The organism is Bittarella massiliensis (ex Durand et al. 2017) (assembly GCF_009876955.1).
GTDB classification, from domain to species: Bacteria; Bacillota; Clostridia; order Oscillospirales; family Ruminococcaceae; genus Bittarella; species Bittarella massiliensis.
The window spans coordinates 80,783-106,833 of record NZ_WWVY01000003.1; the positions used below are offsets into that span (position 1 = coordinate 80,783).

Annotated in this window: 25 protein-coding genes; 10 read left to right on the forward strand and 15 right to left on the reverse strand. The window is 64.4% G+C overall.

Annotation, left to right across the window (positions count from 1 at the left end):
• Positions 1-30: 30 nt before the first annotated feature.
• From GT748_RS04240 to GT748_RS04255, 4 genes are all read right to left on the reverse strand, one after another.
• Complete coding sequence (locus GT748_RS04240) at positions 31-486, reverse strand: phage tail tube protein (protein ID WP_021658069.1); 456 nt, start codon at positions 484-486, stop codon at positions 31-33.
• On the reverse strand, positions 487-885 hold the full coding sequence (locus GT748_RS04245) for a phage tail terminator protein (RefSeq protein ID WP_143161607.1): 399 nt from the start codon (positions 883-885) through the stop codon (positions 487-489).
• A gap of 276 nt (positions 886-1,161) precedes the next feature.
• Entirely contained in the window at positions 1,162-1,626 is a 465-nt protein-coding gene (locus GT748_RS04250; protein ID WP_021658067.1) for a hypothetical protein, read from the reverse strand.
• Positions 1,627-1,705: 79 nt separating this feature from the next.
• Positions 1,706-1,897 carry a hypothetical protein gene (locus GT748_RS04255; RefSeq protein WP_021658066.1) on the reverse strand — a complete coding sequence of 64 codons (192 nt, stop codon included), beginning with the start codon at positions 1,895-1,897 and terminating at the stop codon, positions 1,706-1,708.
• Positions 1,898-2,400: 503 nt separating this feature from the next.
• On the opposite strand from GT748_RS04255, the gene GT748_RS04260 reads away from it, so the two are divergent.
• On the forward strand, positions 2,401-2,787 hold the full coding sequence (locus tag GT748_RS04260; protein ID WP_021658064.1) for a desulfoferrodoxin family protein: 387 nt from the start codon (positions 2,401-2,403) through the stop codon (positions 2,785-2,787).
• Between the two features lie 53 nt (positions 2,788-2,840).
• On the opposite strand, the gene GT748_RS04265 is transcribed toward GT748_RS04260, so the two are convergent.
• From GT748_RS04265 to GT748_RS04295, 7 genes are all read right to left on the reverse strand, one after another.
• Positions 2,841-3,773 carry a 3'-5' exonuclease gene (locus GT748_RS04265; protein WP_021658063.1) on the reverse strand — a complete coding sequence of 311 codons (933 nt, stop codon included), beginning with the start codon at positions 3,771-3,773 and terminating at the stop codon, positions 2,841-2,843.
• Positions 3,774-3,786: 13 nt separating this feature from the next.
• Entirely contained in the window at positions 3,787-4,224 is a 438-nt protein-coding gene (locus tag GT748_RS04270) for a hypothetical protein (RefSeq protein WP_052537573.1), read from the reverse strand.
• A gap of 149 nt (positions 4,225-4,373) precedes the next feature.
• Complete coding sequence (locus GT748_RS04275; protein ID WP_438819365.1) at positions 4,374-6,320, reverse strand: carbohydrate-binding domain-containing protein; 1,947 nt, start codon at positions 6,318-6,320, stop codon at positions 4,374-4,376.
• A gap of 17 nt (positions 6,321-6,337) precedes the next feature.
• Positions 6,338-7,030, reverse strand: coding sequence for a DUF4956 domain-containing protein (locus tag GT748_RS04280; protein WP_021658060.1), 693 nt, complete (start codon positions 7,028-7,030; stop codon positions 6,338-6,340).
• On the reverse strand, positions 7,023-7,772 hold the full coding sequence (locus GT748_RS04285) for a polyphosphate polymerase domain-containing protein (RefSeq protein ID WP_044991737.1): 750 nt from the start codon (positions 7,770-7,772) through the stop codon (positions 7,023-7,025). The genes GT748_RS04280 and GT748_RS04285 overlap by 8 nt, the downstream gene beginning before the upstream one ends.
• 203 nt (positions 7,773-7,975) lie before the next feature.
• The gene (locus GT748_RS04290; protein ID WP_021658058.1) at positions 7,976-9,247 is read right to left on the reverse strand and encodes a sensor histidine kinase; all 1,272 of its coding nucleotides are present in this window, start codon (positions 9,245-9,247) and stop codon (positions 7,976-7,978) included.
• Positions 9,244-9,918, reverse strand: coding sequence for a response regulator transcription factor (locus GT748_RS04295; protein WP_044991735.1), 675 nt, complete (start codon positions 9,916-9,918; stop codon positions 9,244-9,246). Before GT748_RS04295 ends, GT748_RS04290 begins: the two co-directional genes overlap by 4 nt.
• Positions 9,919-10,252: 334 nt before the next feature.
• Here GT748_RS04295 and GT748_RS04300 point away from each other — a divergent pair, with 334 nt between their 5' ends.
• The 4 genes from GT748_RS04300 (at position 10,253) to GT748_RS04315 (ending at position 14,166) form a co-directional block, all read left to right on the forward strand.
• Positions 10,253-11,581: a replication-associated recombination protein A gene (locus GT748_RS04300; RefSeq protein WP_044991733.1), complete on the forward strand. Its 1,329-nt coding sequence runs from the start codon at positions 10,253-10,255 to the stop codon at positions 11,579-11,581.
• Positions 11,582-11,731: 150 nt separating this feature from the next.
• Entirely contained in the window at positions 11,732-12,103 is a 372-nt protein-coding gene (locus GT748_RS04305) for a hypothetical protein (protein ID WP_161213357.1), read from the forward strand.
• Positions 12,100-12,699: a DJ-1/PfpI family protein gene (locus GT748_RS04310; protein WP_021658053.1), complete on the forward strand. Its 600-nt coding sequence runs from the start codon at positions 12,100-12,102 to the stop codon at positions 12,697-12,699. Before GT748_RS04305 ends, GT748_RS04310 begins: the two co-directional genes overlap by 4 nt.
• A 72-nt stretch (positions 12,700-12,771) precedes the next feature.
• On the forward strand, positions 12,772-14,166 hold the full coding sequence (locus GT748_RS04315) for an MFS transporter (RefSeq protein WP_192927522.1): 1,395 nt from the start codon (positions 12,772-12,774) through the stop codon (positions 14,164-14,166).
• 307 nt (positions 14,167-14,473) lie between these two features.
• Here the strand turns inward: GT748_RS04315 and GT748_RS04320 are convergent, their stop codons facing one another.
• Together GT748_RS04320 and GT748_RS04325 are read right to left on the reverse strand one after the other, a co-directional pair.
• Positions 14,474-15,004: a GNAT family N-acetyltransferase gene (locus GT748_RS04320; protein WP_021658050.1), complete on the reverse strand. Its 531-nt coding sequence runs from the start codon at positions 15,002-15,004 to the stop codon at positions 14,474-14,476.
• Between the two features lie 70 nt (positions 15,005-15,074).
• Complete coding sequence (locus GT748_RS04325) at positions 15,075-16,250, reverse strand: VanZ family protein (protein WP_044991799.1); 1,176 nt, start codon at positions 16,248-16,250, stop codon at positions 15,075-15,077.
• Positions 16,251-16,902: 652 nt separating this feature from the next.
• On the opposite strand from GT748_RS04325, the gene aspS reads away from it, so the two are divergent.
• Genes aspS through gatB form a run of 3 tightly spaced genes read left to right on the forward strand, consistent with a single transcriptional unit; the run spans position 16,903 to position 21,875 of the window.
• On the forward strand, positions 16,903-18,978 hold the full coding sequence (gene aspS, locus GT748_RS04330; protein WP_021658048.1) for an aspartate--tRNA ligase: 2,076 nt from the start codon (positions 16,903-16,905) through the stop codon (positions 18,976-18,978).
• 21 nt (positions 18,979-18,999) lie between these two features.
• Positions 19,000-20,448, forward strand: a complete 1,449-nt coding sequence (gene gatA / locus GT748_RS04335) for an Asp-tRNA(Asn)/Glu-tRNA(Gln) amidotransferase subunit GatA (protein ID WP_161213371.1) — start codon at positions 19,000-19,002, stop codon at positions 20,446-20,448.
• A gap of 20 nt (positions 20,449-20,468) precedes the next feature.
• Positions 20,469-21,875, forward strand: coding sequence for an Asp-tRNA(Asn)/Glu-tRNA(Gln) amidotransferase subunit GatB (gatB, locus tag GT748_RS04340; RefSeq protein ID WP_081692909.1), 1,407 nt, complete (start codon positions 20,469-20,471; stop codon positions 21,873-21,875).
• A gap of 80 nt (positions 21,876-21,955) precedes the next feature.
• On the opposite strand, the gene GT748_RS15930 is transcribed toward gatB, so the two are convergent.
• Positions 21,956-23,887, reverse strand: a complete 1,932-nt coding sequence (locus tag GT748_RS15930) for an elongation factor G (protein ID WP_021658045.1) — start codon at positions 23,885-23,887, stop codon at positions 21,956-21,958.
• 131 nt (positions 23,888-24,018) lie between these two features.
• On the opposite strand from GT748_RS15930, the gene GT748_RS04350 reads away from it, so the two are divergent.
• Positions 24,019-24,531 (forward strand): nitroreductase family protein, encoded by a 513-nt coding sequence (locus GT748_RS04350; protein ID WP_021658043.1) that lies wholly within the window; start codon positions 24,019-24,021, stop codon positions 24,529-24,531.
• Positions 24,532-24,593: 62 nt separating this feature from the next.
• Here the strand turns inward: GT748_RS04350 and GT748_RS04355 are convergent, their stop codons facing one another.
• Positions 24,594-25,154 carry a thymidine kinase gene (locus tag GT748_RS04355; protein ID WP_021658042.1) on the reverse strand — a complete coding sequence of 187 codons (561 nt, stop codon included), beginning with the start codon at positions 25,152-25,154 and terminating at the stop codon, positions 24,594-24,596.
• A gap of 265 nt (positions 25,155-25,419) precedes the next feature.
• Between GT748_RS04355 and GT748_RS04360 the strand changes: the two genes are divergently transcribed.
• A complete protein-coding gene (locus GT748_RS04360; RefSeq protein ID WP_021658040.1) occupies positions 25,420-26,040 on the forward strand; it encodes a hypothetical protein in 621 nt (206 codons plus the stop codon).
• The last annotated feature ends 11 nt before the right edge of the window (positions 26,041-26,051 follow it).

A 26,051-nucleotide genomic window follows, 5' to 3' on the forward strand; every position in this document is an offset into this window, starting at 1 on the left:
AGGCGGTCTTTCCCTATTGGTTTTTTTCCTCTAGGCGGCAGGTGTAACGGCAGGTGTATAGATGGGTTTTCCACTGCTCATCACATCAAATTCAAGGCCATCCACCGCAGTACTGTCACCGCCACCAGGAGTTGTGACGTTGATTACACAATCAAAAGTAAGCTTTGCACCATCGGGAAATTCCCACTGAAATTTGCTATCGCACTCTCTGCCGTTCTTCCATGCGACAGCGGCCACATAATCATTGCCCGAATCTCCCACGCAGCGTTTCCCCGCCAGAGAGATCGTAAGGCCCTTTCCAGTAGTCAATCGCTTGATCCAGCCCTCAGAATCCAACGGAGTCCACTCTTCAACACTGCCGTCGATTGCAACCGAAAAGCTCTCCATTTCAGCGATAGAAACCATCTTTTCATCGCTGCTTTCTCTGCCATCCACCCCCACTTTAAACTTATTGCTGTAAACAGGATAAACACCGGTCATTGCCATTTAAACCATCCTTTCATAATCCAACTCTATATTGATTACGTATTCACATTCACCATTTTGAGCTTGCGGTGCGATTAAAGGCTGTCCTCCAGGATTTGACCGAACAACTCTCTCATTTCCCATAGGCTCTTTTATCAGTTCGAGAAAAAGTTTATGTACCTCTGCAGCCTTCTCCTGTGCTTCTTCAGGGTCTCCAGGCCAATGTACACAAATTACGATCTTTCGATGCTGATAATGGGTCTGTGCCAGCCCTCCCAAGCAAACTCTTTCTGCAACGGATTCCTTCCCATCATAGAGACCAATACATCGCGGACTGTCTGCAGAGATAGGGGCCAGAGTAAATTCAACCCCGACAAGCTTGTTTTTCAACCAATCTCTGATATCCGTTAAAGCCAGCACTCATTTGCACCCCCATCTCTTTGATTGCCTGCACATCGCTTCGGGATGTGAACATCTACATCCCAAGGTCGAACGCAGCCGTATTCTGCGCTTCGTTTTGGCGAGAGTGCCAACCCAGCAGGCTTCTCTCTCGCCATTTCACCTGCCGCCCAATCCTTGTTCCCCATGTTCAATTCCCCCCTCTCCACTGAGAACAGAACTCCATACTCAAAAACATTTGTTCTGTCTTTTCACTATATTTAGTTTATCAGCATCTATCGATGCACAGTCCGCTCTTTACAAAACTCCTGCTAAAAATGCTACCTCTTTTAGAAAAGACGCTCTTCTTTCATAAAAATTAGTCCTCCCAATTTCGTCAATTCCCAACCGTTCATACGGATATTGCCGTCCATTCTCACAATTGAGCACAATTGCCTTCGTCAACCTTTTTTGCAACTCTTCATTCTTTAAATCGGATCCGATCCGCTTTTTTGCCTGCTCTACCGCTGCTATTCTTCGAGCATCTGCCATGCTTTCCAAGTTTTTTAATTTCCGCTCGGTTCCCCGTACTCCATAGCCATTGTTATCCTCTTTTTTAGCTGATGCACCTTCGGCAGTTTTAGCCGTACCAATTAAGGTATCAATAGAACCGCTCGATAAAATTTGTTGTTTTTTGTCCAAATACCTCTGCAGAGATGCTTGATATCCCCGTACGATCCAAATTGCTTGATGTTTAATATCCTCATCTAGAAATCTTTTCATGGCTATCTCCCTCAATTAAATTTTCCATATCAGACATCTTTTCATTCCAGCTGACACTGCCCTTTTAGCCGTAACAAAGTCAACGCCAGTTCCTTTTTCGCAACCTCTGGGTGCGCTCCATCTCCGTCTGCCGGACATCTCTCTCCCGCTCCTGGGCCCTCCTTCGCTCCTGCAACAGTTCCTCCCCATGCTGCCGCATCAACTGAAATGCCAGGCAGTGCTCTCGGTCACAGGGCCTCTCCTCCTTGCAGTTGTAACAGGGGTAAATCATTTTCTCTCCTCCTTTGCCGTTCCAACCGGTATTTTTCTCTATTGCTGTAAGGGCGCGTCACTCCGCAGCCCCGCCGATGCAACAGATTTCCTCAACCTCTCCGTGCGATCTACCCTGGCCACCTCTCGCTTTTAATCCTAAAAAGAAACAATTCAAGCAATATTTATATCGTTTTCGCTACTTCATAGCCAGCATTGGCCCTCTCGCCAGTTTCGTCTCTGCCCGGCATCGGCTGTATCTCTATGATAGTACAAGAACATTTGTTTTTCAATGTACAATAGACAAGAATCTTGCACTATCTTTTGAAACGGTTTTTGGCTATTTCGTTGCGAATCAAAAACGTCGCATCTCTTTCTGTGCCTGCTCCGCAATCCCTCTTCCCCTTTTCCCCTCTCTTGGCGAATGTTCCTCGAACCGGCCGCACATAATTGCCATAGACCCACCAATAAGAGAAGACGGGAGAGCCCATTGCCCTCCCTCCTCCCCGTGAAAGGAGTTCACTGATGAAATTTTACAAGTGCGACATCTGCGGAAAGATCGTCGAGATGGTGGAGCCCACCTCTGTCCCCACCATCTGCTGCGGCCAGCCCATGGGGGAACTGCATCCCGGAACCACCGACGGCGCGGTCGAAAAGCACCTCCCCATCGTCCAAATCGACGGCAATGCCGTTCACGTCTGCGTCGGCTCCGCCGAACACCCCATGACCCCCGAACACTCCATCCGCTGGATCGCGCTGGAGACGAAAAATGGCGTCCGCCAGTGCAAGTCCCTCTCCCCTGACCAGCGGCCGGTGGCCACCTTTTGGCTGGACCCCGGCGACCAGGCCGAAGCGGTCTACGAGTACTGCAACCTCCACGGCCTCTGGAAAGAGGAGTACCCCTTCCAATAAAGGCCAAAAGCGAGAAGCCGTCTCTCCCCACGGAGAAACGGCTTCTCGCCTTTTTAGTTTTCGCCCGCCTGTTCGCCTGTTGCCCCATCCGCGCGCCGCTTTTCCGCCCGCTGCCGGGCGCGCAACGCCTTTTCCCGGTAAAAGGCGTCGATCTGTTCGTCCGGCCGGCAGAGCGTCCGCCGGGCGGAAAAGGTCTTGCCGGTGCGCCACAGCTTGAGCCGCACAAAAAACCGCCCATGTTCGGGGCAGACGGCCATGGCAATGCGCTTTTCGCCGTTTTGCTCTACCCACTCGCCCCTCTCCAGCGGCTGCCCGCACACAGGGCAGGGGATCTCTCCCACCGCTCCTTCCAGGGCGGTCGCCGGGTCCGCCAGCCCCCGAAACCCAGCGCTGGCCAGCACATCGGCGCAGAGGAGGGCGGAGGTGGCGTCCCGGTACCCGGCGATCCCCTTGTCCAAGTCCAGCCGGGCGGCGATCTGGGCGGTGCTGCGGGCATCGTGCAGGGCGTCGTGAGCCGCGTCGTCCGGGGCCAGCCCCAGCTTTTCCAGTCCCGAGGCCAGAGACCACTGCCGGTTCTCCCCCGTCACCTGCTCGTTGAAGAGCACCTGCAGGTTGTAGGGGGCGGCGATCCAGTCGGTGGGCAGATCGTGCAGCCGGGCGTTCTCCTTGAGCAGCGGGCCGTCGTCGTGCCCCCAGGTCAACAGGGCAAAATCTTCCCCGCACCAGCGGTGAAAGGCGTCCAGCGCCTGGGGGAAGGGCATCCCCCCCGCCAACATCTTCTCGTCGATGCCGGTGAGTTTTTTGACATACCGGTTCATCTTGGTGTAGCGGCAGGGGCGGACCACCGCCTCAAAGCTGTCCGCCACCCGCTTTTCCCCGTCCAATTTCACCGCGCCAAACTGAATGATCTCCCCGGCCAACCCCTCGATTGCCCGGTCCTGCGAGACCGGCTGGTTCCACTCCAAATCCAAAATCACATAGTTCATCCGTCTTGTCCCCTCACGGTTCCCGATCGCCGTTTTCCGCCAGCAGCCGGGCAATGTCGTCCTCCCGGTAACCCAGCAACCGGCCAAAATCCACTGCCAGACGTTCCCTCGCCGCCCCCCGGTAGGCCCCGCCGGCCAGCAGCCGCGCCTTCTCCTCGCCAATGGCCCGGTAGGCCGCAATGTCCTCCTCCCGGCGGTAAAACACCAGGTTGTAGCTGCCCTCGTTGAGGGCGCGGGGAAACAGGTCGGTCACCAGCCCCCCGTTCTCCAAAAAACAGCGCACACCGTATTTCCGGCAGAGCTCCTCCGCCACCGGCAGGTAGCTGTCCCGCTCCTCCCGGGTGGGGCAGGGGTGGCTGAGGGCGATCCTCTTGACCCCGGCGTGGACCATCTCGCAAAAGGCGTCCATCACCCCGCACTGGTAGGAATAGGCATCGATTTCCCGCTCCATCTGCATCCCCCCTCCCCCGGTCCAAGCCGGGCGATCTGTTTCCCCTACCATACCATTTCCCAGCGGCCCCGGTCAATGCCCGCCCGCCAAAAAAGGGCCCGGTCAGGCTATCGCCTCCCGGACCCTTTCCCATATACTGGCGCCGTCTTCTAGCGCATCCTTCCGCCCTGTTGGCCGGGCATGCCGCCCATCTGGCCGCCGCCCATTCCCCCCTGGCCATAGGTGGTGGCCAGTTCAGACAGGGTCACCTCCGCCGTCTGATTGCCGGCGCACAGGGTGTAGCTCTCCCCCTGCTTCATTGCAGGGCAGCTGACCGCCACCGACTGGTAGGCCTTCTGGGGGGTATAGCTCACCAGGGTATTGCCCGCGCTGTCCTTGAGGGCAAATTCGGTCCCCGCCGCCACCGACGAGGGAAAATTGCAGAGGATGGAGCCTTGGGTAGAACCGCTGGTAAAGCCCATCGCCATCCCCACACTGCCGACCGCCACCACAGTGCCGCCACTGACTTCACCGCTGCCGTCGTAGTCGAGGGCCCCATCCCCCCCACTGGTGGGCCCGTCTACATAGACGGTGCCGCCGCTGACCAGCAGGTCGCCGTTGGAGTCGATGCCGTCCCCGGCCGCGTCTATCCTGAGCACCCCGCCCGAGATGGAGATGGTTGCCGCGTCCCCGTCGCCGGCAAAGCTGTTCTGTCCCGGCCTGCCGCCTAGGGAGGAACCGTCGTTCCCCCCCGTCGCGTTGAGGCCGTCGTCGCTGGCCACCAAGCTGATTTCGCCGCCGGAGATGTCGATGTGCAACCCCTCGATCCCCTCGTAGCACTTGGCGATTTCGATGGTGCCGCCGCCGATCTGCAAGCTGCCGTCGGCGTGGATGCCGTCATCCCCCGAGGAGAGGCGAAGGGTCCCGTCCGTGACCGTCAAATCGCCGTTGCAGTGGAGGGAGTCGTCCGACGAGTCGATGTCAAAGGTGCCGCCGTTGACGATCAGCTCGCTCCCCGCCTTCAGCCCCTTGGCGCTGTCCCCGCTCTGGGTGCCGGCGGTGTCGGTCTGCTGGGCCGCGGTCTGCACCGTCTGGGCCCCGGTAGGGGTGGCGTCGGGTGCGCTGCCCCCACCAGGCATCCCTCCACCCGGCCTCTCCCCGCCGGGCATGTCGCCGCCCCACTGGCCCCAGCCGGGCTGGGCCTCGCCGGCGGCGTCGGTGCTGGCGTTGGCGCTGCCCCCGCCGCTCACCACTTCAAAGGTCCCCCCGTCGATCCAGAGGACCGTCTCCGCCTGCACGCCGTCGTTGCCCGCGCGCAGGGTAAAATCTCCCCCAGCAATATAGACAAAGCCCCGCCCGGCGTCCTCGGCGTTGCTCGACTGGATGGCGTCGGTCCCGCTGGTGAGAACAAAGGTCCCGTCCCCGATCTTGACGCAGTCCTTCCCCGACAGGGCCTGCCCCACCGCGGTCACTGTCAACTCCCCGCCGGTGATCACCAGGTCGTCCTTCGAGACGATGCCGTGCTTGTAGTTGCCGTCCACCGTCAGCGCGCCGGTGCCGTTGACGGTCAGATCCGCCCGGCTGAAGACGGCGCCGTCCAGGTTGCCGTCAGCCTCGTCCAGGGAGTAGCTCTCCCCGTCACTCAGGGCGTTTTCGCTCCCCTCCGCCAGGGTGATGAAGACCTTGTCCCCCTGGGCGATGTAGAGGGCCGGGCCAGTGCTGCAGTGCACCATCACCCCCTGCAACACCAGCTGCACCTTCTCCTCTTTCCCCACCGAGACGCGGATCTGCCCCTCGTCCCCCCGTCCGGAAAGGAGGTAGGTCCCCTCGGCGGAGATGGTCAGCACCCCGCTGTCCAGGGCCGCGCCGCTGCCGGTAACGGTCGCGCCGGAGCCGTCAAACGCCACCTTGGTGGCGGTCCCCTCGTCGTATCCCACGTCCAGGTCCCGGGCGGTAAAGGTGATGTCGATGTCGGCGGCGGAGACAGCGGGTGCGCCGCTCTCCTCCTCTCCGGTCTCTTCGACGGCCTTCTTCCCGCACCCCGCCAAGCTCCAAAGGGCCAAGGTCGCCGCCAGCAGCAGCGCCAGCTTCTGTCTTTTTCTCCCTGTCAAATCCATACGCCTTCTTTCTCCACTCACAGCTCCTCGGTGAGGAGGGGGAGGCGGCCGCAGACAATCTCCAGATTGCCGTTCCGGCAGCGCAGTTCGTCCAAAAACGCCTTTTCCTGGGCCGGGTCCCGCAGCGCGATGCGGTAGTCCAGCCGGTAGAGGCTGCCCATGTTGGTGGTCTTGACCTGCTCCAGCTTCCAGTGGGCGGTGTAGCGGGCAAACAGGTCGTCAAAGAGGTCGGTGTAGTCCAGCGTCTCGGGGATGGTGATCTTCAGCTCCTTTTCCAGCTGTTTTTGCTCCCCGAATCGCAAGCAGGTGTAGAGGATGCTCGCCCCGCCGATGACCAGCACGAAAAGGGCGGCCGCCGCCAGGTAGCCCATGCCGGTGGCCAATCCCACCGCCATGGCCAAAAAGATGCTGCAGATCTCCCGGGCGCTGCCGGGGGCCGAGCGAAAGCGCACCAGGCTGAAGGCCCCCGCCACCGCCACCCCGGTGCCCAGGTTGCCGTTGACCATCAAAATCACCATCTGCACCACCGCCGGCAGCAGGGCCAGTGTCATGACAAACCCCTTGGTGTAGCGGTTGCGGAAGGTGTGGATGGCGGCGATCGCCGCCCCCAGCACCAGCGAGGTGGCGGTGCAGAGGAGCAGCTTCCCCAAGGAGAGGGCCGCCGCGGCGGACGAGGTCGTCAAAATGCTGGCAAAAAGCGAATCAAGCACAGATGGATGCCCCTTTCTCTTTCAGGTGTCGGTCGTCTGCGGGGGCGCTGCCCCCCATCTTCTGGCAGTAGGCGCTGCCGTATTTGGAAAAGGAGATGGGGAAGACCCCCTGCCCGCTGAGGGCATCTGCCAGCCAGAGGGGCAGCGCCCCCGGCGCCTTGATCTCCATCAGCCGCTCTCCCGGCCGCAGCAGCGGGTCGCCCCAGACCCCCTCCCGCAGGGAGAGGGCCTCCTCCCGCCAGCGAATGTCCCGATCAAAGGTCACCCGCAGCCCCTCGTCCCGCACCCCGCAGAGGGCGACCCGCTCGCAGGTGATGAGCATCCGCGGGGCGACCTCGCCGTAAAAGTGGCAAAACCAGTCGATTTCCCGGGTGATCTGGCTGGGATTTCCCGCCGGTTGGCCGCGGTAGAGGTAGGCCTCCGCCTCATCCAATGTCATCTGCACCCGCCGCTTGTAGACGATGCCCCCGTATTTTTTCTTCAACTCCGCAAAGACCGGGTCGTCGCCCCTTACCTCGCCGTAGCTGCGCAGCCGCAGTTTTTCCTTGTAGCCGGGCTTCTCCAGCGAGCGGCGGATCAGCCGGTAGCTGGGGGTGTCGAAATAGACGCTGCACACCGTGCTGCGGCCGTACTGGTCGGGCTCGGTCCGCCCCTCCATCTCTTGGCGAAGGGCCCGGTACTGCCCGGGGGTGAGGAGATACTTTTTTTCATAGCGCTCAAAAACACCCTGGTAATCCCCCATTTCGCTGCCTCCTTTTTGCATTCGGCAGGGGGTCCCCCCCGCCTTTTCTCAAAGTGTACATGGCCAACCTAAAAACAACTTAAGGCCCTCGACCCCTTCGGCCAAAAAGGGCGCATGTTCCCCCAAATCCTCCCCGAAAAGGAAAGATGGAACAAAAAAACAGCTCCCAGCAGACGGCCGTCCGCTGGGAGCTGTTTTTTTGCTTATTTCCGCCCTCCCGGGCCCTCTCCCGCCGCCCGCAGGGCGACCAGAAAGCGGATTTCCCCCTCGCCCCGGCGGGCGGTGATCCTGCCGCCGTGGGCCTCGGCGATGGCGCGGGCGATCGAGAGGCCGATGCCGTACCCGCCGGTGGCGCGGGCGCGGGAGGAATCGGCCCGGTAAAAGCGGTCGAAGAGCCTGTCCAAATCGCCCTCGGGCAGGTTGTCGGCGGTGTTGGCCACCTCCAAAAAAGCGCCTCGCCCCCGGCGGCCGGCCCGCAGCTGGATGCGCCCCCCCTCGCCGGCATACTTGACGGCGTTGTCCAGCAGGACGGACACCAACTGCCGCACCCCGCCCTTGTCCCCGCAGAGGGAGACCCCCGGCTCGATTGCCAGCTCGAGGGTCTGTCCCCTCTGCCGGGCGGGGGCGAGAAAGGGCTCGGCCGCCTTCGCCACCACGTCGGAGAAGGAGAAATCGCTCAGGGAAAGGGCGACCCTCCCCTCCTCCATGCGGGAGAGGGCCAGCAGGTCCCTGACCAGCCGCTCCAAACGGGCGGTCTGGTTGCGGATGCTCTCGGTCCACTGGTTGGCCCCGCTCTCCAGCTCCAGCACGTCGGTGTTGGCCGAGATGACCGCCAAAGGGGTCTTGATTTCGTGTCCGGCGTCGGTGATGAACTGCTTTTGCTTCTCCAAACTCTCCATCACCGGGCGCACTGCCCGGCGGGAAAAGACGCTCACCAGCACCAACACCACCAAAAAGCTGGCCGCCGCCACCCCGCAGGAGACCGCCAGATAGAAAAGCCCGGTGCGCATCTGGCTGCTGCAGTCGACAAAGACCACCATGCTCCCACTGCCGCTGGCGGTCTTCAGGTACTTGTAACTGCCCTTGTAGCCGCCCGTCCGCCCCGAGGCGAGCACCTCCTCCCCCAGGCTCCGGGCCTCCTGGGAGGAGAGGGCGGCAATGTGGCTGGTGTCCAGCTGGGAGACCTGCCCCGCCCCGTCGGCCCACACCACAAAATAGCGGGTCTCAAAGGGGGTCTCCTCGGTCATGCCGGGGCCCAACAGCCCCTCTTTCTGGGGCTTCTCCCCCCGGTGGGGCTCCTTCCCCCCTGCCGGGAACCCGCCCCCGTTTTGGGAGATCAGCTCCAGCAGCCGGTCCGCCCGCCGGTCCATCTGCACAAAGTTCACGGCGTTGATGGCCCCCACCAACACCACCATCACCGCCAGAAGGGAGCCCATGGCGATGAGGACGAACTTGCGCTGCAGCCGCTTGATCATCCCCTCTCCTCCAACCGGTAGCCGATGCCGCGGGCCGCCTGGATCTGCACCCGGCTCTCCAGGGCCGCCAGCTTCTTGCGCAGCCCCGAGAGGGTGACCCAGACCACGTTGACCTCGGCCTCCGCGTCAAACCCCCAGACGTGCTCCATCAACTGCTCGGTGGAGAGGTAGCGCCCGGGGTTTTGCAGCAGCATTTCAAGCATCTGAAACTCCTTGTTGGCCAACCGCTGGGCCCGCCCTCCACAGCGCGCCTCAAAGCTCTCCCTGTCCAGGGAGAGCTCGCCAAAGGTGAGGGTGTTGGGGGCGTATACCTCCCGGCGGCGGGTCATGGCGCGGATGCGGGCCAACAGTTCCCCCATGGCAAAGGGCTTGCTCAGGTAGTCGTCGGCCCCGCCGTCCAGCCCGGCAATGCGGTCCTCGATCTCGGCGCGGGCGGTGAGGAGGAGCACCGGCGTCGAGACCCCCTGCTCCCGCAGCCGGGCCAGCACCTGCAAACCGTCCATCTTCGGCATCATGATGTCCAGGACAATGCCGTCGTACTGGCCGCTCTCACCGTAGGCCAGGGCGTCCTCCCCGTCGTAGACGGCGTCCACCTCATATCGGTTGTGGCGCAAAATGGCCACCAGGGCGGCAGAGAGCTCCCGCTCGTCCTCGGCCAGCAGCAATCGCACAGCGCCTCTCCCCTCTCCTTCCGCCGCCCCGGCCGTCAGCCCCTCTCTCCAATCGGGTGCCCCCCGGGGGGGACATCTCCCCCTGCCCGCGGCGTTTTTTCCATTATACCCCGGCGGCGGGGAAAACCCAAGGCCGCGGCGGTCAAATTTCTCTTTTCACCCTACCACCCCCGCCTAAAATCAACTTAAAGAAAATGCCCTCCCCCTTCTTCGTCGGGCCGTCCCCTTTTCTCCTGCCGTGCTCTCCCTTGCTCTCCCTTGCCCTCGTCCCCTGCGCCGGGTATAATGGAGAAAACAAAGGTTTGCCCACATGGCACAGAGGAGGGAGAGCCGCTTGAAACAGCAGAGCTTTTTTGATTCCCGCACCCAGTCGCAGCCCCTGGCCGCCCGCCTGCGGCCGGAGACGCTGGAGGAATTCGCGGGGCAGCGCCACCTGTTGGGGGAGGGGAAGATCCTGCGCCAGCTCATCGACCAGGATTTGATTTCTTCCATGATTTTCTGGGGGCCGCCGGGGGTGGGCAAAACCACCCTGGCCCGCATCATCGCCCGCCGCACCCAGGCGGAATTTGTGGATTTCAGCGCCGTCACCAGTGGCATCAAGGAGATCAAAGAGGTGATGGCGGCGGCCGAGCGCAGCCGGATGATGGGGGATCGGACCATCCTCTTTGTGGACGAGATTCACCGCTTCAACAAGGCCCAGCAGGACGCCTTCCTCCCCTATGTGGAGCGGGGGAGCATCACCCTCATCGGCGCCACCACCGAAAACCCCTCCTTTGAGATCAACTCGGCCCTTCTCTCCCGCTGCAAGGTCTTTGTGCTCCAACCCTTAAAGGAGGGGGAGATCGCCGAACTGCTCCGCCGCGCCCTGACGGACGAGCGGGGCTTTGGCAAGTTGCAGGTGGAGATGGCCGACGAACTGGTGCGGGCGGTGGCCGCCTTTGCAAACGGCGACGCCCGCACCGCCCTGGGCACCCTGGAGATGGCCGTCCTCAACGGAGAGCGGCAGGGGGAGCGGACGGTGGTCACCCGGGAGAGCCTGGAGCAGTGCATCAGCAAGAAGTCCCTCCTCTACGACAAGGGGGGCGAGGAGCACTACAACCTGATTTCGGCCCTGCACAAGTCGATGCGCAACAGCGACCCCTCGGCGGCCATCTACTGGCTGGCGCGGATGTTGGAGGCCGGAGAGGACCCCCTCTACGTGGCCCGGCGGCTCATCCGCTTCGCCAGCGAAGACGTGGGGATGGCCGACAGCCGCGCCCTGGAGGTGGCGGTGGCTGCCTACCAGGCCAGCCACTTCATCGGCATGCCCGAGTGTTCGGTCAACCTGGCCCACGCGGTGACCTACCTCTCGCTGGCCCCCAAGTCAAACGCCCTCTACGCCGGGTACGAGAGCGCCAAGAAGGACGCCCTGGGGATGTTGGCCGAGCCGGTGCCCCTGCAGATCCGCAATGCCCCCACCCGCCTGATGAAGGAGCTGCACTACGGCGAGGGGTACGAGTACGCCCACGACGCCGACGAGAAGGTGACCGCCATGCAGTGCCTGCCCGACTCCCTGCTGGGCAAGCGGTACTACCAGCCCACCGACCAGGGCTCGGAAAAGCGCTACCGGGAGCGGCTGGAACAGATCGAGCGGTGGAAGCGGGAACACGGCTGGAAGGGATGATCCCCCTCCTCCCTCTGCAAAATCTCTGTCATTTTTCTCCCCGACCGGTTGCCATTTCGGGCAGCTGTGGTAGGATAGGGGTGACCCCCGTGCTGGGCGGTCCCACCTGGCGCCGCCCCCGGCGCCCGTCTGGAAGGAGGCGTCTCAACAATGACCCACTGGCAGATCGCCCTGGCCTGTGCCACGGGCGCCCTGGCCCTGCTGGGCGGCGTCTACACCGCCTTTGCGGCAAGGGGCCGCGGCCCCATCCTCTCAAGCACCTATCTCTGGAAGGGAAAAGCGGAGCGGCGCCGGGCGGACAAACGGGCCGAATACCGCCTGGTGGCGGTGATTTTTGGCGGGCTGACCGCCTTTTTCGCCCTGGAGACCGTCCACATCCTCACCCTGTCAAAAATCCCCTTCCTCCTCGCCCTCTGCGCCCTGGGCTTTGACATGGTCTACGCCGTCGCCGACGCGGTGAAGAGCGGGAAAAATAGCTGGCCGCGGCTCTGCGCGGCGAAAAAAGGAGTGCTGTCGTTTTGAAAACCATTTTGCTTGTATTGCTCGACCGGTGGGCCGACTGGGAGGGCGCCTATCTCGCCTCCGCCCTGGGAATGCTGGCCCCCGGCAAATACGCCGTCAAAACCGTCTCTTTGACCGGGGAGCCCGTCTCCTCCATCGGCGGGGTGCGGGCGCTGCCCGACTTCTCTGTGGACGGGGCGCCGGAGGAGTACGAGGCCCTCTTTTTGATCGGCGGCCTCTCCTGGCGGGAGGAGAGCGCCCGCCGGGTGACCCCCCTGGTGAAGGACTGTCTGGCCAAAGGGCGGGTACTGGGCGGCATCTGCAACGCCGCGGGCTTCCTGGGGACCGTCGGGGCCCTCAACCAGGTGCGCCACACCGCCAACGACCTGGGGGACTTGAAGCGCTGGGCAGGGGAGGCCTACACCGGGGAGGATCGCTATCTCACCCGGCAGGCCGTGCGGGACCAAAACATCGTCACCGCCAACGGCACCGCCGCCCTGGAATTTGCCAAAGAGGCCCTGTTGGCCCTTGACGCCGCCCCCGAACCCCTCATTCAGGAGTGGTTCGCCTTCCACAAGCTGGGCTACTACAACGCCCCCCTGTCGACCATGTCGTGATCGACCCGGCCCGCCGAAGGCGGCGGCCGCCTTTCCCCCTGCAAAAAATGAGAGAGAGACGAGGGTATCGCAATGGGACTGTTAAAGGGTTACAGCAAAGAGGAAAAGAGCTGGATGATGTACGACTGGGCCAACTCGGCCCACAGCGTGGTGGTGGTCACCGTGCTGCCCATCTTCTACGGCACCGTGGCCGGCTTCACCCGGGACTCCGCCAGCAGCATGGCCACCTGGGGGTACTGCACCAGCATCGCCATGTTGCTGGTGGCCCTGTTGGCCCCCATCCTGGGGGCGCTGGGCGACTTCTGGGGCTGGCGCAAGCGGCTGTTCTGCATCTTTTTGGCGGTGGGGGCCCTCTCCTGTGCCGGGCTGGCCATCACCCCCCTCACCGGCTTTACCGACACCGCCATGGCCGAGCGGGTGGGCCTCTGGATCTTGGGGCTCTATATCGTCAGCACGGTGGGCTTCGCCGGGGCCAACCTCTACTATGACAGCTTCCTCGTCGACGTCACCTCCCCCGAGCGGATGGACCAGGTCTCCCTGCTGGGATATGGGCTGGGTTACATCGGGGGGAGCACCATCCCCCTGCTCCTCTTCCTCCTCCTCAACTTGGTGGGGGTGGAGATGATCTACTGCCTGAGCTTTGCCTTTGGCTTCACCGCCCTCTGGTGGCTCTGCTTCAGCTGGCCGCTGCTCAAAAACGTCCGCCAGAAAAGCGGCGCCCCCTACCGCCCCGGGGCGGTGAGACAGGCCCTGAAGGGACTGGGCAAAACGGTGAAGGAAATTGTTCGCCACCGGCAGATGCTGGTCTTCCTGCTGGCCTATTTCTTCTATATCGACGGGGTGAACACCATCATCCACATGTCCACCAGCTACGGCGACACCCTGGGCCTGGGCTCCACCGAGATGCTGCTGGCCCTGCTGCTGGTGCAATTGCTGGGGCTGCCCTTCGCCCTGCTCTACCAAAAGCTGGCCGGCCGCTTCGGCGCCCGGACCATGGTGGGGGTCGGCATCGGCATCTACATGTGCATCTGCGTCTTCGGCTTCTTCATCCGCTCCATCTGGCAGTTCTGGGTGCTGGCCATCCTGGTGGCCACCAGCCAGGGGGGCATCCAGGCCCTCAGCCGCAGCCTCTTCGGAAAGATGATCCCCGACCGCTCCCGCTCGGGCGAATTCTTCGGCTTCTACGACATCTTCGGCAAATTCTCGGCCATCATCGGCCCCAGCGTGGTGGCCCTGGCCTCCTCGGTGGCAGCCTCTGTCATCCGTTCTTCCCGGGGGATCGCCGCCGACGCCCCGGCCGCCGTGCTGGAAGGGGTCGCCCAGGAGGCCGCCCCCTGGGGGGTGCTCAGCATCCTGCTGATTTTCCTGGTGGGGGCGGCCCTCTACTTTGTCGTCCTCCCCCGCTGCGAAAAACGGGTGGCCGCCCCCGCCCCCCGCCCTGCCGAGGCGGGGGAGCCTACCCCCTGACCCCACGCCTCGAGGGGCGATGGACAGCAGTTCCAAAGGGGCATCGTATGGGCTCAGCCGTCCAGGGCGCAGCAGGGTTTTACGGCCGCCTGCACCCCGCTGCCGCCGCCAGACCGGCGATCCCGGACACCCCTTCATGTCACCCCCTCCCCAAAATCGTGTTCTTTTCCACCCCTCCAACACCCTTTCAGAAAAGACTTCCGCCAAATCGCTTCGCGTCCCCCGGTAAAATCAGGGGGCGCGAAGCGGCAAAAAGAGGGCCGCGAGAGAGATCCTCTCGCGGCCCTCTTTCTCTGTGAGGCCGACTTTAGGCGGGGGGCAGGGCGATCCAGTAGCGCTGGGTCACGCCGCCGTCCTCCCGCTCCCGCTCGTCCTCCAGCACCCCGCCGCAGGCGAGGATGGTCCTCGCCGAGGCGCAGTTTTCCCGGTTGCAGGTGACGAGCACCCGCGCAAGTCCCATCTCCCGGCAGCGCACCAACCCCTGGCGGAGCATCTCCTTGGCGTACCCCTGCCGCCGCTGGGAGGGGCGGACGCTGTACCCGATATGGCCGCCAAACTGCAGCAGATAGTCGTTGAGCCGGTGGCGGATGTCGATCATCCCCACCAGTCGCCCGTCCTCCGGTCGCACCGCCAGCAGGGTGGTGGCGGGCACCATGCCGGGGAGAGCGGTCTCCTCCCGCCGGTTCCGGCGCACCGCGGCCAGCCAGGCGGCAAAGCTGCCCGCTTCGGCAAGGCCGGCGGTGCCGTCCAGGCTGTCGCCCGCCTCCAAAAATTCGGCGCGGTAGCAGAGCACCTGGTCGCCCCACTCCTCGCTGGGAAACACAAGCTGTAACGACATCAAAAGCCCTCCTCTTTCCTCCGCCGGGCGGCGGGTGTTTGGGGCATCATACCATCTGCCCCCGGGGCTGTCAAGGCCGCGGCATCTCCTCCCCGCCCCGGCGGGCGACGGTGCTGCGGTTTTCGGTGCCGGCCAGCTTGTCGTAGGGCAGCCGGTGCTGCCGGGTGAGCCCGGCGGCAAAGAGGGAGAAGACGAAGAAGGCCGAGACCAGCCCCAGCAGGGAAAAGAGGACCAGCACCGGCAGGTTGAGCCCCTGGGAGAGGGCGGCGCGCCGCTCAAAGAGCCGCAGGGCCACCACCGGCGCGGGGAGAAAGACCAGGTAGAGCATCCCCTGCCTGACCAGGATCTGCCAGAATCGGGGGCGCTCTCCCCCCTCCCCGGCGAGTTTGAGCCCCACCAAGGCCTTGCCCAGGGTGCGCCCGCCGGTGAGCCAGGGCAGCGCCACAAAGTAGAGAAGCACCAGCCCCAGGTAGAGCAGGGCCGCCCCCCAGCTGCGCAGCCCCAGCAGGTCGCGCAGGCCGGGCCAGCCCAAACCCCGGTGGGCCAGGGTGACAAGGCCCGCCAGCAGCCCCCAGTCGAGGCAGAAGGCCACCAACCGCCGGGGGTAGGAGACCCGCCGCCCCTTGCGGTAGGAGAGGGTGTCCAGCTGCTGCCGGGTGGGGAGCAGCCAACTGAGGGCCGGGGTGAGCCAAAAGCCCAGCATCCCCCCCAGGGTGTTGAGAAAGAGGTCGTCCACGTCAAACATCCGGTAGGGCCGGGGGTAGATGCCAAAGAGGGCCGAGTACTGGATGAGTTCAAAGCAGAGGGTGACGGAAAAGACCAGCAGCAGGGTGGAGGCCCAGCCCCGCTTGAAGTAGTAGCGCAGGTAGATCCCCAGGGGAAAGAGGAGCAGCAGGTTGAAGGCGGGCTGATAAAAACAGCCCTGGCGCAGAGCGGGCAGCCAGGTGGAGGGGTCGCCGGGCACCAGGCAGCTCTCCTGCAAAAACACCTGCACAAAGTGAAAGGGGTGCAGCTGGCGGATGGGGGTGGTCATCTTCGCCACCTGGGAGATGGGCGGCAGGGGGAGGGCGGTGAGGAAAAAGGCGCACATCAGGTAGAGGATGAGGGAGTAGACGACGAGCACCCGAAAGAGGAGCAGCGCCCCGTACCGCCGGTACTGGGCCACCACATAGGGTAGGGAGAAAAGGGCGGCCAGCACCGGGAAGAGGAGGAAGGCCGCCTGGATGGGGACGAGGTAGGAGCGCACATAAAACACCGCCTTGCTGCGTATGCATTGGAAAACATCACTGCCCTATCTTTGCACACCTGTAGCGCCAAATCAAGGTGCAATTTTTAAAGTTCCAAAACCTCACCAAAACAGCAGGCAAAAATTTGCCAAAACTGTGCAGTCTGCGCTCTCTTGCCTCCCATTTTGCAACCTGCATAAAAGGGGCACAAGTCGCCGCCCAATCGGGCGGGCCGCCGTAAAAATTGCGATCTGCCGCTTGACAACCGCCCAAATCGGGATATAATAACCTCATTCACAACATAGAAAGGTGACGACGGGAAGAGTAGCCCCGCAGTCCGACGCGACAGAGAGCCGGGAGAGGTGAGAGCCGGCGCAGAGGAAGCGGGGGGAAGAACATCCCCGAACCGCTGACCGAACCCGGCGCTGCCGGCAGTAGGCTCAGACGCGGGCGGCGCGTTACAGCCGCAGACCATAGGCCGAGAGGGAGCGGATCTTTCCCCTTTCGGACACAGTGTGTGACGAGTGGGCCGCAAGGGCGCGGCTTATTTGGGTGGTACCGCGGAAAGTGAAGAGAGCTTTTCGTCCCAATTTGCGGGGCGGAAGGCTCTCTTTTTCCATCCTCTGCCCGGCGGCATTTGAAGCGCCAAGCGCAAAAGGAGGAGCGATTGTTGTGAAGCGAACCGATTACTGCGGCGCCCTGCGGGAGCGGGACACCGGCCGCACCGTCACCGCCACCGGCTGGGTACAGACCAAGCGGGACATGGGCGGGGTCATCTTTGTGGACCTGCGGGACAGGGAGGGCATCTTACAGGTGGTCTTTGACGCCCGCAACCTCAGCCCCGCGGGCTTTGCAGTGGCCGACCGGCTGAAGAGCGAGTCGGTCATCGCCGTGCGGGGGGACATCCGCATCCGCGGGGAGGAGACCTACAACCCCAAGCTGGAGACCGGCACCATCGAACTGGCGGCGCGGGAGATCGAACTGCTCTCCCGGGCCGAAACCCTCCCCTTCTCCCTGGAGGAGGGGGAGCGGGTGCGGGAGAGCGTGCGGATGAAGTACCGCTACCTGGACATCCGCCGCCCCCAGCTGCAGAAAAACCTCCGCTTTCGCCACCGGGTGGTGCGGGCGGTGGAGGATTTCTTGGACGGGGCGGGCTTTCTGCAGGTGGAGACCCCGATGCTCACCAGATCCACCCCTGAAGGGGCGCGGGACTACCTGGTCCCCAGCCGGGTACACCCCGGCTCCTTCTACGCCCTGCCCCAATCCCCCCAAATCTTCAAGCAGCTGCTGATGGTGGGCGGGGTGGACCGGTACTACCAAATCGCCCGCTGCTTTCGGGACGAGGACCTGCGGGCGGACCGCCAGCCCGAGTTCACCCAGGTGGATATGGAGCTCTCTTTTGTCGACCAGGAGGACATCTTACAGCACCTAGAGCGGCTCTTCAAATCCCTCTTCTCCCAGGTATTGGGGGTGCAGATGGAGGAGCCATTCCCCCGCCTGACCTGGCGCCAGGCCATGGACCGCTACGGCACCGACAAGCCCGACCTCCGCTTCGGCCTCCCCATCGTGGAGCTAAGCGACCTGGCGGCCGGCTGCGGCTTCTCGGTTTTTGACCGGGCGGTGGCGGCAGGCGGCCTGGTGCGGGGCATCAACCTGCCCGGTGGGGCCTCCCTCACCCGCTCCCAGATTGAGGAGCTGACCCGCCGCGCCCTGGGTTACGGCGCCAAGGGGATGGCCTGGATCGCCATCCGCCCCAACGGGGAGATCAACTCCATCCTCACCAAGTACTTCACCGCCGCCCAGCTGGACGCCATCCTGCAGCGGGCGGGCACCCGGCCGGGGGATCTTCTCCTCTTCTGCGCCGACTCCTTCGCCACCGTCTGCCGCACCCTGGGCGGCCTGCGGTTGGATTTGGCCCAGATGTTGGATCTGCGGCGGGAGGGGGACTATCGCTTCTGCCTGATGACTGACTTCCCCGAATTTGAGTGGTCGCAGGAGGAGGGGCGCTACCTGGCCACCCACCACCCCTTCACCATGCCCTATCCCGAGGACCTGCCCTATCTGCAGAGCGACCCCGCCCGGGTGCGGGCCCAGGCCTACGACGTGGTGCTCAACGGGGTGGAGCTGGGGAGCGGCAGCATCCGCATCCACCAGCCCGAGGTGCAGCGGCAGATGTTTGCCGCCCTGGGCTTCTCCCCCGCGGAGGTCGAGGAGCGCTTTGGCTTTTTGGTGCGGGCCTTCTCCTACGGGACCCCGCCCCACGGGGGCTTTGCCTTCGGCCTGGACCGGCTGGTGATGCTGATGCTGGGCGCCCCCTCCCTGCGGGAGGTCATCGCCTTTCCCAAAAACAAAGACGCGATCTGTCCCCTCACCGAAGCCCCCTCACCGGTGGACCAGGGGCAGCTGGCCGAGCTGGGGCTGGACGCCCTCCTCCGCCCCGACAGCCGGGGGGAGGGGGCGCGGCCCGCCCCTCAAATCGACGTAGAGGCGGTGGCCGAACTGTCGAAACTGCGCATCGCCGAGGGGGAGCGGGCCTCCCTCGCCCGGGAGATGGAGGGGATGATTGCCTTCGCCGACGCCCTCGCCCAGGTGGACACCGAGGGGGTGGCGATCACCTCCCACGTGGTGCCGCTGGAAAATGTCTTTCGGACTGGGGGGCCCCGTCCCTCCACCGGCCGGGAAAAACTGCTGCAAAACGCGCCCGAGGCACAAGACGGCTACCTCTTTGTGCCCTCGGCGGTAGAATAGGAGGAGCGCGCCGTGAAAGAGTTGACAGAATACACCGCCTGGGCCCTGGCCGAGGGGATTCGGACCGGGACCTTCACCGCCCAGGAGGTCGCCCAGGCCCACCTGGCACAGATTGCCGCAGCCGAGTCCCAGGTGGCCGCCTTTCTGACCGTCACTGCCGAGCGGGCCCTGGCCGCCGCCGGGCAGATAGACGCAAGGCGGGCCGCCGGCGACCCCCTTCCCCCCCTGGCCGGGGTGCCCATGGGGGTCAAGGACAACCTCTGCACCGAGGGGGTCGCCACCACCTGCGCCTCCAAGATGCTCGAGACCTTCGTTCCCCCCTACACCGCCACCGCTGTCGAGCGGGCCGAGGAGGCCGGGGCGGTGAGTCTGGGCAAACTGAACATGGACGAGTTCGCCATGGGCTCCTCCACCGAGAACTCCCACTTTCAAATCACCCGCAACCCGCGGGATTTGAGCCGGGTGCCGGGGGGGTCCTCCGGCGGGGCGGCGGCTGCCGTGGCCGCCGGGGAATGCGCCTTTGCCCTGGGCTCGGACACCGGCGGCTCCATCCGCCAGCCGGCGGCCTTCTGCGGGGTGGTGGGGATGAAGCCCACCTACGGCGCAGTCTCCCGCTACGGGCTGGTGGCCTTCGCCTCCTCCCTCGACCAGGTGGGGCCGCTGACGCGCACGGTGCGGGACAACGCCCTGGTGCTAAACGCCCTGGCGGGAAAGGACAGCCGCGACGCCACCAGCTTGGACCGGGACTGGGGCGACTTCACCGCCCAGCTCGACGGCGGTGTCAAGGGGATGCGCATCGCCCTGCCGCGGGAGTATTTCGACCGGGGCCTAGCCCCCGAAATCGCCGCCGCCATCCGCGGGGCAGCCGACACCTTTGCCCGCCTGGGCGCCCAGGTGGAAGAGGTCTCCCTCCCCACCCTGGAATACGCCCTGCCGGCCTATTACGTCATCTCCTCGGCCGAGGCCTCCTCCAACCTGGCCCGCTTCGACGGGGTGAAGTACGGCTACCGCTCCCCCCACTACAGCGACCTGGACAGCCTCTACAAGAACACCCGCACCGAGGGGTTTGGGCGGGAGGTCAAGCGGCGGATCCTGCTGGGCAGCTTCGTCCTCTCCTCGGGTTACTACGACGCCTACTACAAAAAGGCCCAGCAGGTGCGCACCCTGGTGAAGGGGGACTTCGACCGGATCCTCCGGGACTTCGACTGCATCCTCTCCCCGGTGGCCCCCACCACCGCCTACAAAATCGGCGAAAAGGCCGCCGACCCGCTGCAGATGTATCTGGGAGACGTCTACACCGTGCCCGTCAACATCGCCGGGGTGCCGGCCCTCGCCCTGCCCTGTGGGGCGGACAGCCAGGGCCTGCCCATCGGGATGCAGCTCATCGGCCGCCCCTTTGGCGAGGGGGACCTCTACCGGGCCGGACAGGCCTTTGAACAGGATCGAGAGGGGGAGAAATCATGCGTGTGAACACCTATAAAGGGTATGAGATGGTCATCGGGCTGGAGGTGCACGTCGAACTCAAGACGGCCGCCAAGATCTTCTGCGACTGCCCCACGACCTTCGGCGCCCCGCCCAACACCCAGTGCTGCCCTGTCTGCATGGGGATGCCCGGCACCCTGCCGGTGCTCAACAGCCAGGTGGTGGAGTTCGCGATAAAGGCGGGGCTGGCCACCGGCTGCCACATCTCCCCCCGCTCCCGGCAGGACCGAAAAAACTACTTCTACCCCGACCTGCCCAAGGCCTATCAGATCTCCCAGTACGACCTCCCCCTCTGCGAGGGGGGCGCCCTGTCCATCGAGACCGAGGGGGGGCAGAAGACCGTCGGCATCACCCGCATCCACATCGAGGAGGACGCGGGAAAGCTGGTGCACCTGCCCGGGGGCGGCACTCTGATCGACTGCAACCGCTGCGGGGTGCCCCTCATCGAAATCGTCTCCGAGCCGGACATCCGCTCGGCCGAAGAGGCCAAGGCCTACCTGCAAAAGCTGCGGACGGTCATCCTCTACACCGGCATCTCCGACTGCAAGATGCAGGAGGGCTCCCTGCGCTGCGATGTAAACCTCTCGGTCCGCCCGGCGGGGGAGGAGGCCCTCGGCACCCGAACCGAGATGAAAAACCTCAACAGCTTTCAGTCGGTCACCCGGGCCATCGAATACGAGTTTCGCCGCCAGGTGGACGCTCTCGAGGCCGGGGAGGCCGTTGTCCAGGAGACCCGCCGCTTTGACCAGAACAGCGGCAAGACCCTCTCCATGCGGCGCAAGGAAAATGCCAACGACTACCGCTACTTCCCCGACCCCGACCTGCCGCCGATTCGAGTCGACGAGGCCTATTTGGCCCGGCTGCAGGGGGAGATCCCCGCCCTGCCGGACGCGCGCAAGGCCGACTACGTGGCCCGGTTCGGCCTCACCCCCTACGCGGCCGAACAGCTGACCGCCCGGCAGGAGGTGGCCAATTACTTCGAGGCGGTCGCTGTCCGCTGTCGCTACCCCGCGCTGGCGGCCAACCTGATCCTGGGCGAGGTCCTCTCCCTGCTGGGAGAGGGCGGGGGCGAGATTCCCCTCTCCCCCGCCCATCTGGCCGCCCTCTGCGAGCTCTGGGGGGAGGGAAAAATCAACAGCTCCACCTGCCGCCGGGCGTTGGAAGCCCTCTGGCGGCAAGACGGCCCGCCCGAGGAGTGGATCGAAACCCAGGGGCTGTGGCAGATCACAGACGAAACCGCCCTCGCCCGGCTGGCCCAAGAGGCGGTGCGGGCGGCCCCCCGCTCGGCATCCGACTACCGCCGGGGCAAAAAGGCCGCCCTGCAGGCCCTGGTGGGGCGAGTGATGAAGGCCACCCAGGGCCGCGCCGACCCCGCGCGCACCCAGGACATCCTTCGCCGCCTGCTGGACCGCTGACCCTGCAGAGACCTGCCCCAAAAAGCCGCCGCTGGAGAGCTCTCCGGCGGCGGCTTTTTTAGGGAGAAACGATCCCCTCCCTATTTGAGGTGGGCCATGTCGGGCACATCGCACCAGCGCACCGGGTAGCCCGCCCCCCTGGCGCAAAAGACCGACCCGGGCGGGTTTTCCAGGTCGCGCTCCGGGTCGTAACCGGCGGCAGCCACCACCTCGTCGGCGTTGTGGCAAGGCCGATACCCGCCGTAGACCGCCGAAAAGTGCCCCCGCCCGTGGGTGAAGGCGGGCAGTTCGGCCGCGTAGTGGAGGAAGGTGGCGACCGGCCCGCTGCCGCTCACCACCGCCGTGTCCCCGGCGATCTCAGGGGGCGAAAAGCTGCCCTGTAACCGCTGGATGTCGGCCAGCACCCGGCCCAGCTGGTCGGCGGGGAGGGTGGCGGTGAAGTCGTACCACGGCTCCAAAAGAACAACGCTTTTCGCCCCGCAGAGGCCCTGGCGGATGGCCCGGTAGACCGCCTGGCGAAAATCGCCCCCCTCGGTGTGTTTGAGGTGGGCCCTCCCCTTTAAAAGCACCACCCGCACGTCGCAGAGGGGGGCGCCGGTCAGCACCCCCCGGTGCTCCTTCTCCAAAACGTGGGTCTCGATCAGGGACTGCCAGTTGTGGGCGAGCGCGTCGGTGGAACACTCGCTGGCAAAGGCGATCCCGCTGCCCGGCGCCCCCGGCTCCAGCCGCAGCCAGACCTCGGCGTAGTGGCGCAGGGGCTCAAAGTGGCCGATCCCCACCGCCGGGGCGGCAATGGTCTCGCGGTAGCAGATCTGCGCCGGGCCAAAGGCGACCTCCAGCCCAAAGCGGCGCTCCATCAGCTCTTGCAGCACCTCCAACTGGATCTCCCCCATCACCCGCAGCTGCAGGTCCCGCAGGGTCTCGTCCCAGCGAACTTCAAGGGCCGGGTCCTCCTCCTGCAGCGCCAAAAAGGCGTCTCGCACCTGGCCCAGCGGCTGCTCCCCCCAGCGGGCCGACACCTGCAACACCGGCTGCAGCGCCGGGGCAGGCAGGTCGCCCACCGCCCCCAGGCCGCCGCCCGGCAGGGGGCGGCGCAATCCCGTCACCCCGCAGACCTCCCCCGCCAGGGCGCGGGGGGCCTGGATGTAGCGCTCCCCCTCGTAAAAGCGGATCTCGTTGACCTTTTCGTCCCCCACCTCCCCCTTGACTTCCAGGGACCCGGAGAGGATCTTGAGAAAGGTGACCCGCCCGCCGCTGGGGTCCCGCCGCACCCCAAAGATCCGGGCGGCAAAGGGGGCCTCCCGGCGCTCCTCATAATCGGTGGGGAGAAGGGACCCCAGCCCGGCCAACAGGTCCTCCAGCCCCCGTCCGGTGAGACCCGACCCGGCAAAGACCGGGAACAGTTCCCCCCGCGCCGCCAACTGGGCCGCCCGCCGCAGCCAGAGGGCGGGGTCGTATCCCCCGTCCAGATACCGCTCCAACAGCTCGTCGTCCCACTCGGCCAGGCTCTCCACCGCCGCCGCGGGCAGTTCCCCCGCAAAGCCGCCGCTCAAGTCCAGCAGCCGGGGCGAGAGGCGGGCGCGCAGTTGAGCGAGAACGGCGGGGAGATCGGCCTCTTCCCGGTCGCACTTGCCCACAAAGAAAAAGGTGGGCACCCCCCGCTGCCGCAGCAGCCGCCAGATCAGTTGGGTGTGGCCCTGCACCCCCTCGGTCCCGTCCACCAAAAGGACGGCCCCGTCCAAAACCGAGAGGGCCCTCTCCATCTCGGCGGCAAAGTCGGCGTGGCCCGGGGTGTCGATGAGGGCGTACTCATCCCCCCCAAAGGAAAAGTGGGCCTGCCCGGAAAAGACAGTGATCCCCCGCGCCCGCTCAATGGCGTCGCAGTCCAAGAGGGAGGTCCCCTCCTCCACCCCGCCCCGGCGGCGGGTGGCCCCCGCCAGGTGGAGAAGTCCCTCCGCGAGGGTGGTCTTTCCCGCATCCACATGCGCCAAAATGCCAATGGTCTTTTTCACACTGCGCGCCCCCTGTCCCCGCGGCGGTTTTCCCGCCGCACAAAAGCTATTTTACCACACCCCGCCCCGCCGCAAAACCCCTTGCACCCCGCCCGGCGCGGGGGGTATACTGGCAGTGGAGGTGAGCTGCTATGACCGTTATGGAAGCCATTGAGAAGAGAAAGAGCATTCGCGCCTACCTGGACCGCCCCATCCCCCCCGCCACGCTAGAGGCGGTGCTGCAGGCCGGCCGGTTGGCCCCCTCGGCCCGCAACCAGCAGGCCTGGAAATTTGTGGTCGCCACCGAGCCGGCCCTGCGGGAACAGCTGGCCGAGGCCTGCTGCGGCCAACGGTTTGTGGCCCAGGCCCCGGCGGTGCTGGTCCTCTGCGCCGACCAGGCCGCCCAGATGCGCTGCGGCCAGCCCGCGCGGACGGTGGACTGCTCCATCGCCCTCTCCTTTATGATGCTGGAGGCCGCCGAGCAGGGCTTGGGGACCTGCTGGCTGGGCGCTTTCGAGCAGGAGGGGGTCCGCCGGGCGCTGCACATCCCGCCGGAGTACGACATCGTCGCCGTGAGCCCCCTGGGCTACCCCGCCGAAGAGGGGCGGCCCCGCAGCCGCAAGCCCCTGGAGGAGCTGGTGGTGCGGGAGCGCTGGGCCGACTAGGCAGAAGAGGGCCGGGGCAAAGCGGTTGCCCCGGCCCTCCTTTTTTCACAGGCCCTGCCCGCTCAGTCGAGCTTGCCCGCCTGCCAGCAGTTGTAGCACATCCCGATATAGGCGTCGTTGCCGCCGATGAGGATCTGCTCTCCCTCCTTGACCACCCTGCCGTCCTTGATGCGGGCGTTGACCTCGGCCTTGCGCCCGCAGCGGCAGACCGACTTGATCTCAGTCAGGCTGTCGGCGATCTCGAACAGGCGCTTGGAGCCCTCGAACATATAGGTGCGAAAATCGGTTTTCAGCCCGAAACAGAGCACCGGCACAAACTCCATGGCAATGTCCTTGAGCTGCTCGACCTGGGCGGCGGTGAGGAACTGGGCCTCGTCGATGACCAGCACGTCGTAGCGGTTTTGCAAAAACCAGTCGTAGAGGTCCAGGCCGTTTGAGATGACGATTCCCCGCCCCTCCAGCCCGATGCGCGAGCGGATGACGTCCGCCCCATCCCGGTCGTCGGTGGCCGGCTTCATCAGCCCCACGGTGTAGCCCTTCTCCTCGTAGTTGAACTTGGTCATCAGCGCCTGGGCCGTCTTGGAACTGCCCATGGCGCCGTATTTGAAATAGAGTTTCGGCATGCCTTCTCCCCCCGCAAAAAAGGGGCTGCCCGCAGGCGGCCCCGGCTGCCTTTCAGTATACCGCCTCTCCCTCGGTTTGAAAAGACCTGTGCGCCGGAAATGGATGAAATGGACAATTTTACAAAAGAGCGATTGTACAACTCGCTCATTTTCCCCGAAACAACTGCCATCCCCCCAACATCGGTGGTATACTGCAAACGGAATAAAAACGTTTTTATAGAGGGCTCACCGAGCTCTCTGCAGCGAGAAAGGTAGGCGCATCAACATGGTCAAACACGAATTTTACGACACCTGGTCGAGCCAGAAGACCCGCCACGGCTTCGTCGCCGACGAGGTGATCTCCGCCCTGCAAAAGGAGATCCGCCGGGGCAACGAGGACAACGCCATCCGCCTGGGGTACGAGATGTACTGCACCAGCAAAGAGATGGAAAACCTGCTCTGGATGCGCCTGGCGGTGATTTCGGTGGAGGACATCTGCTTTGGGGAGCCCAACGCCCCCCTGATGATCGACGCCCTGGACCACCTGCGCCAGAAATTTGACTACACCCCCGGCGGCAGCCGCGCCCTCTTCCCCATCCACGCCATCCGCTACCTCTGCAAGTGCAAGAAGGAGCGCTCCAGCGACATCCTCAAAAACATCATCTTCCGCGAGTTCGACGAGGGCATCTACCCCACCATCCCCGACTATGCCATCGATATGCACACCCAGAGGGGGCGGGAGCTGGGCCTGGGCTTCGAGCAATTCCTCGACCCGGAGGGCCCCGGCAAGGTGGAGCCCCACATGGACCTCTACGACAAGGAGCTCAAGCCCATCTTGATGGAGATGCTCGCCAAAGAGGACGACGAGGCCAAAAAGGCCTTTGTCAAAAAACAGCTGGGCAAATAGCGTCTTCCGCT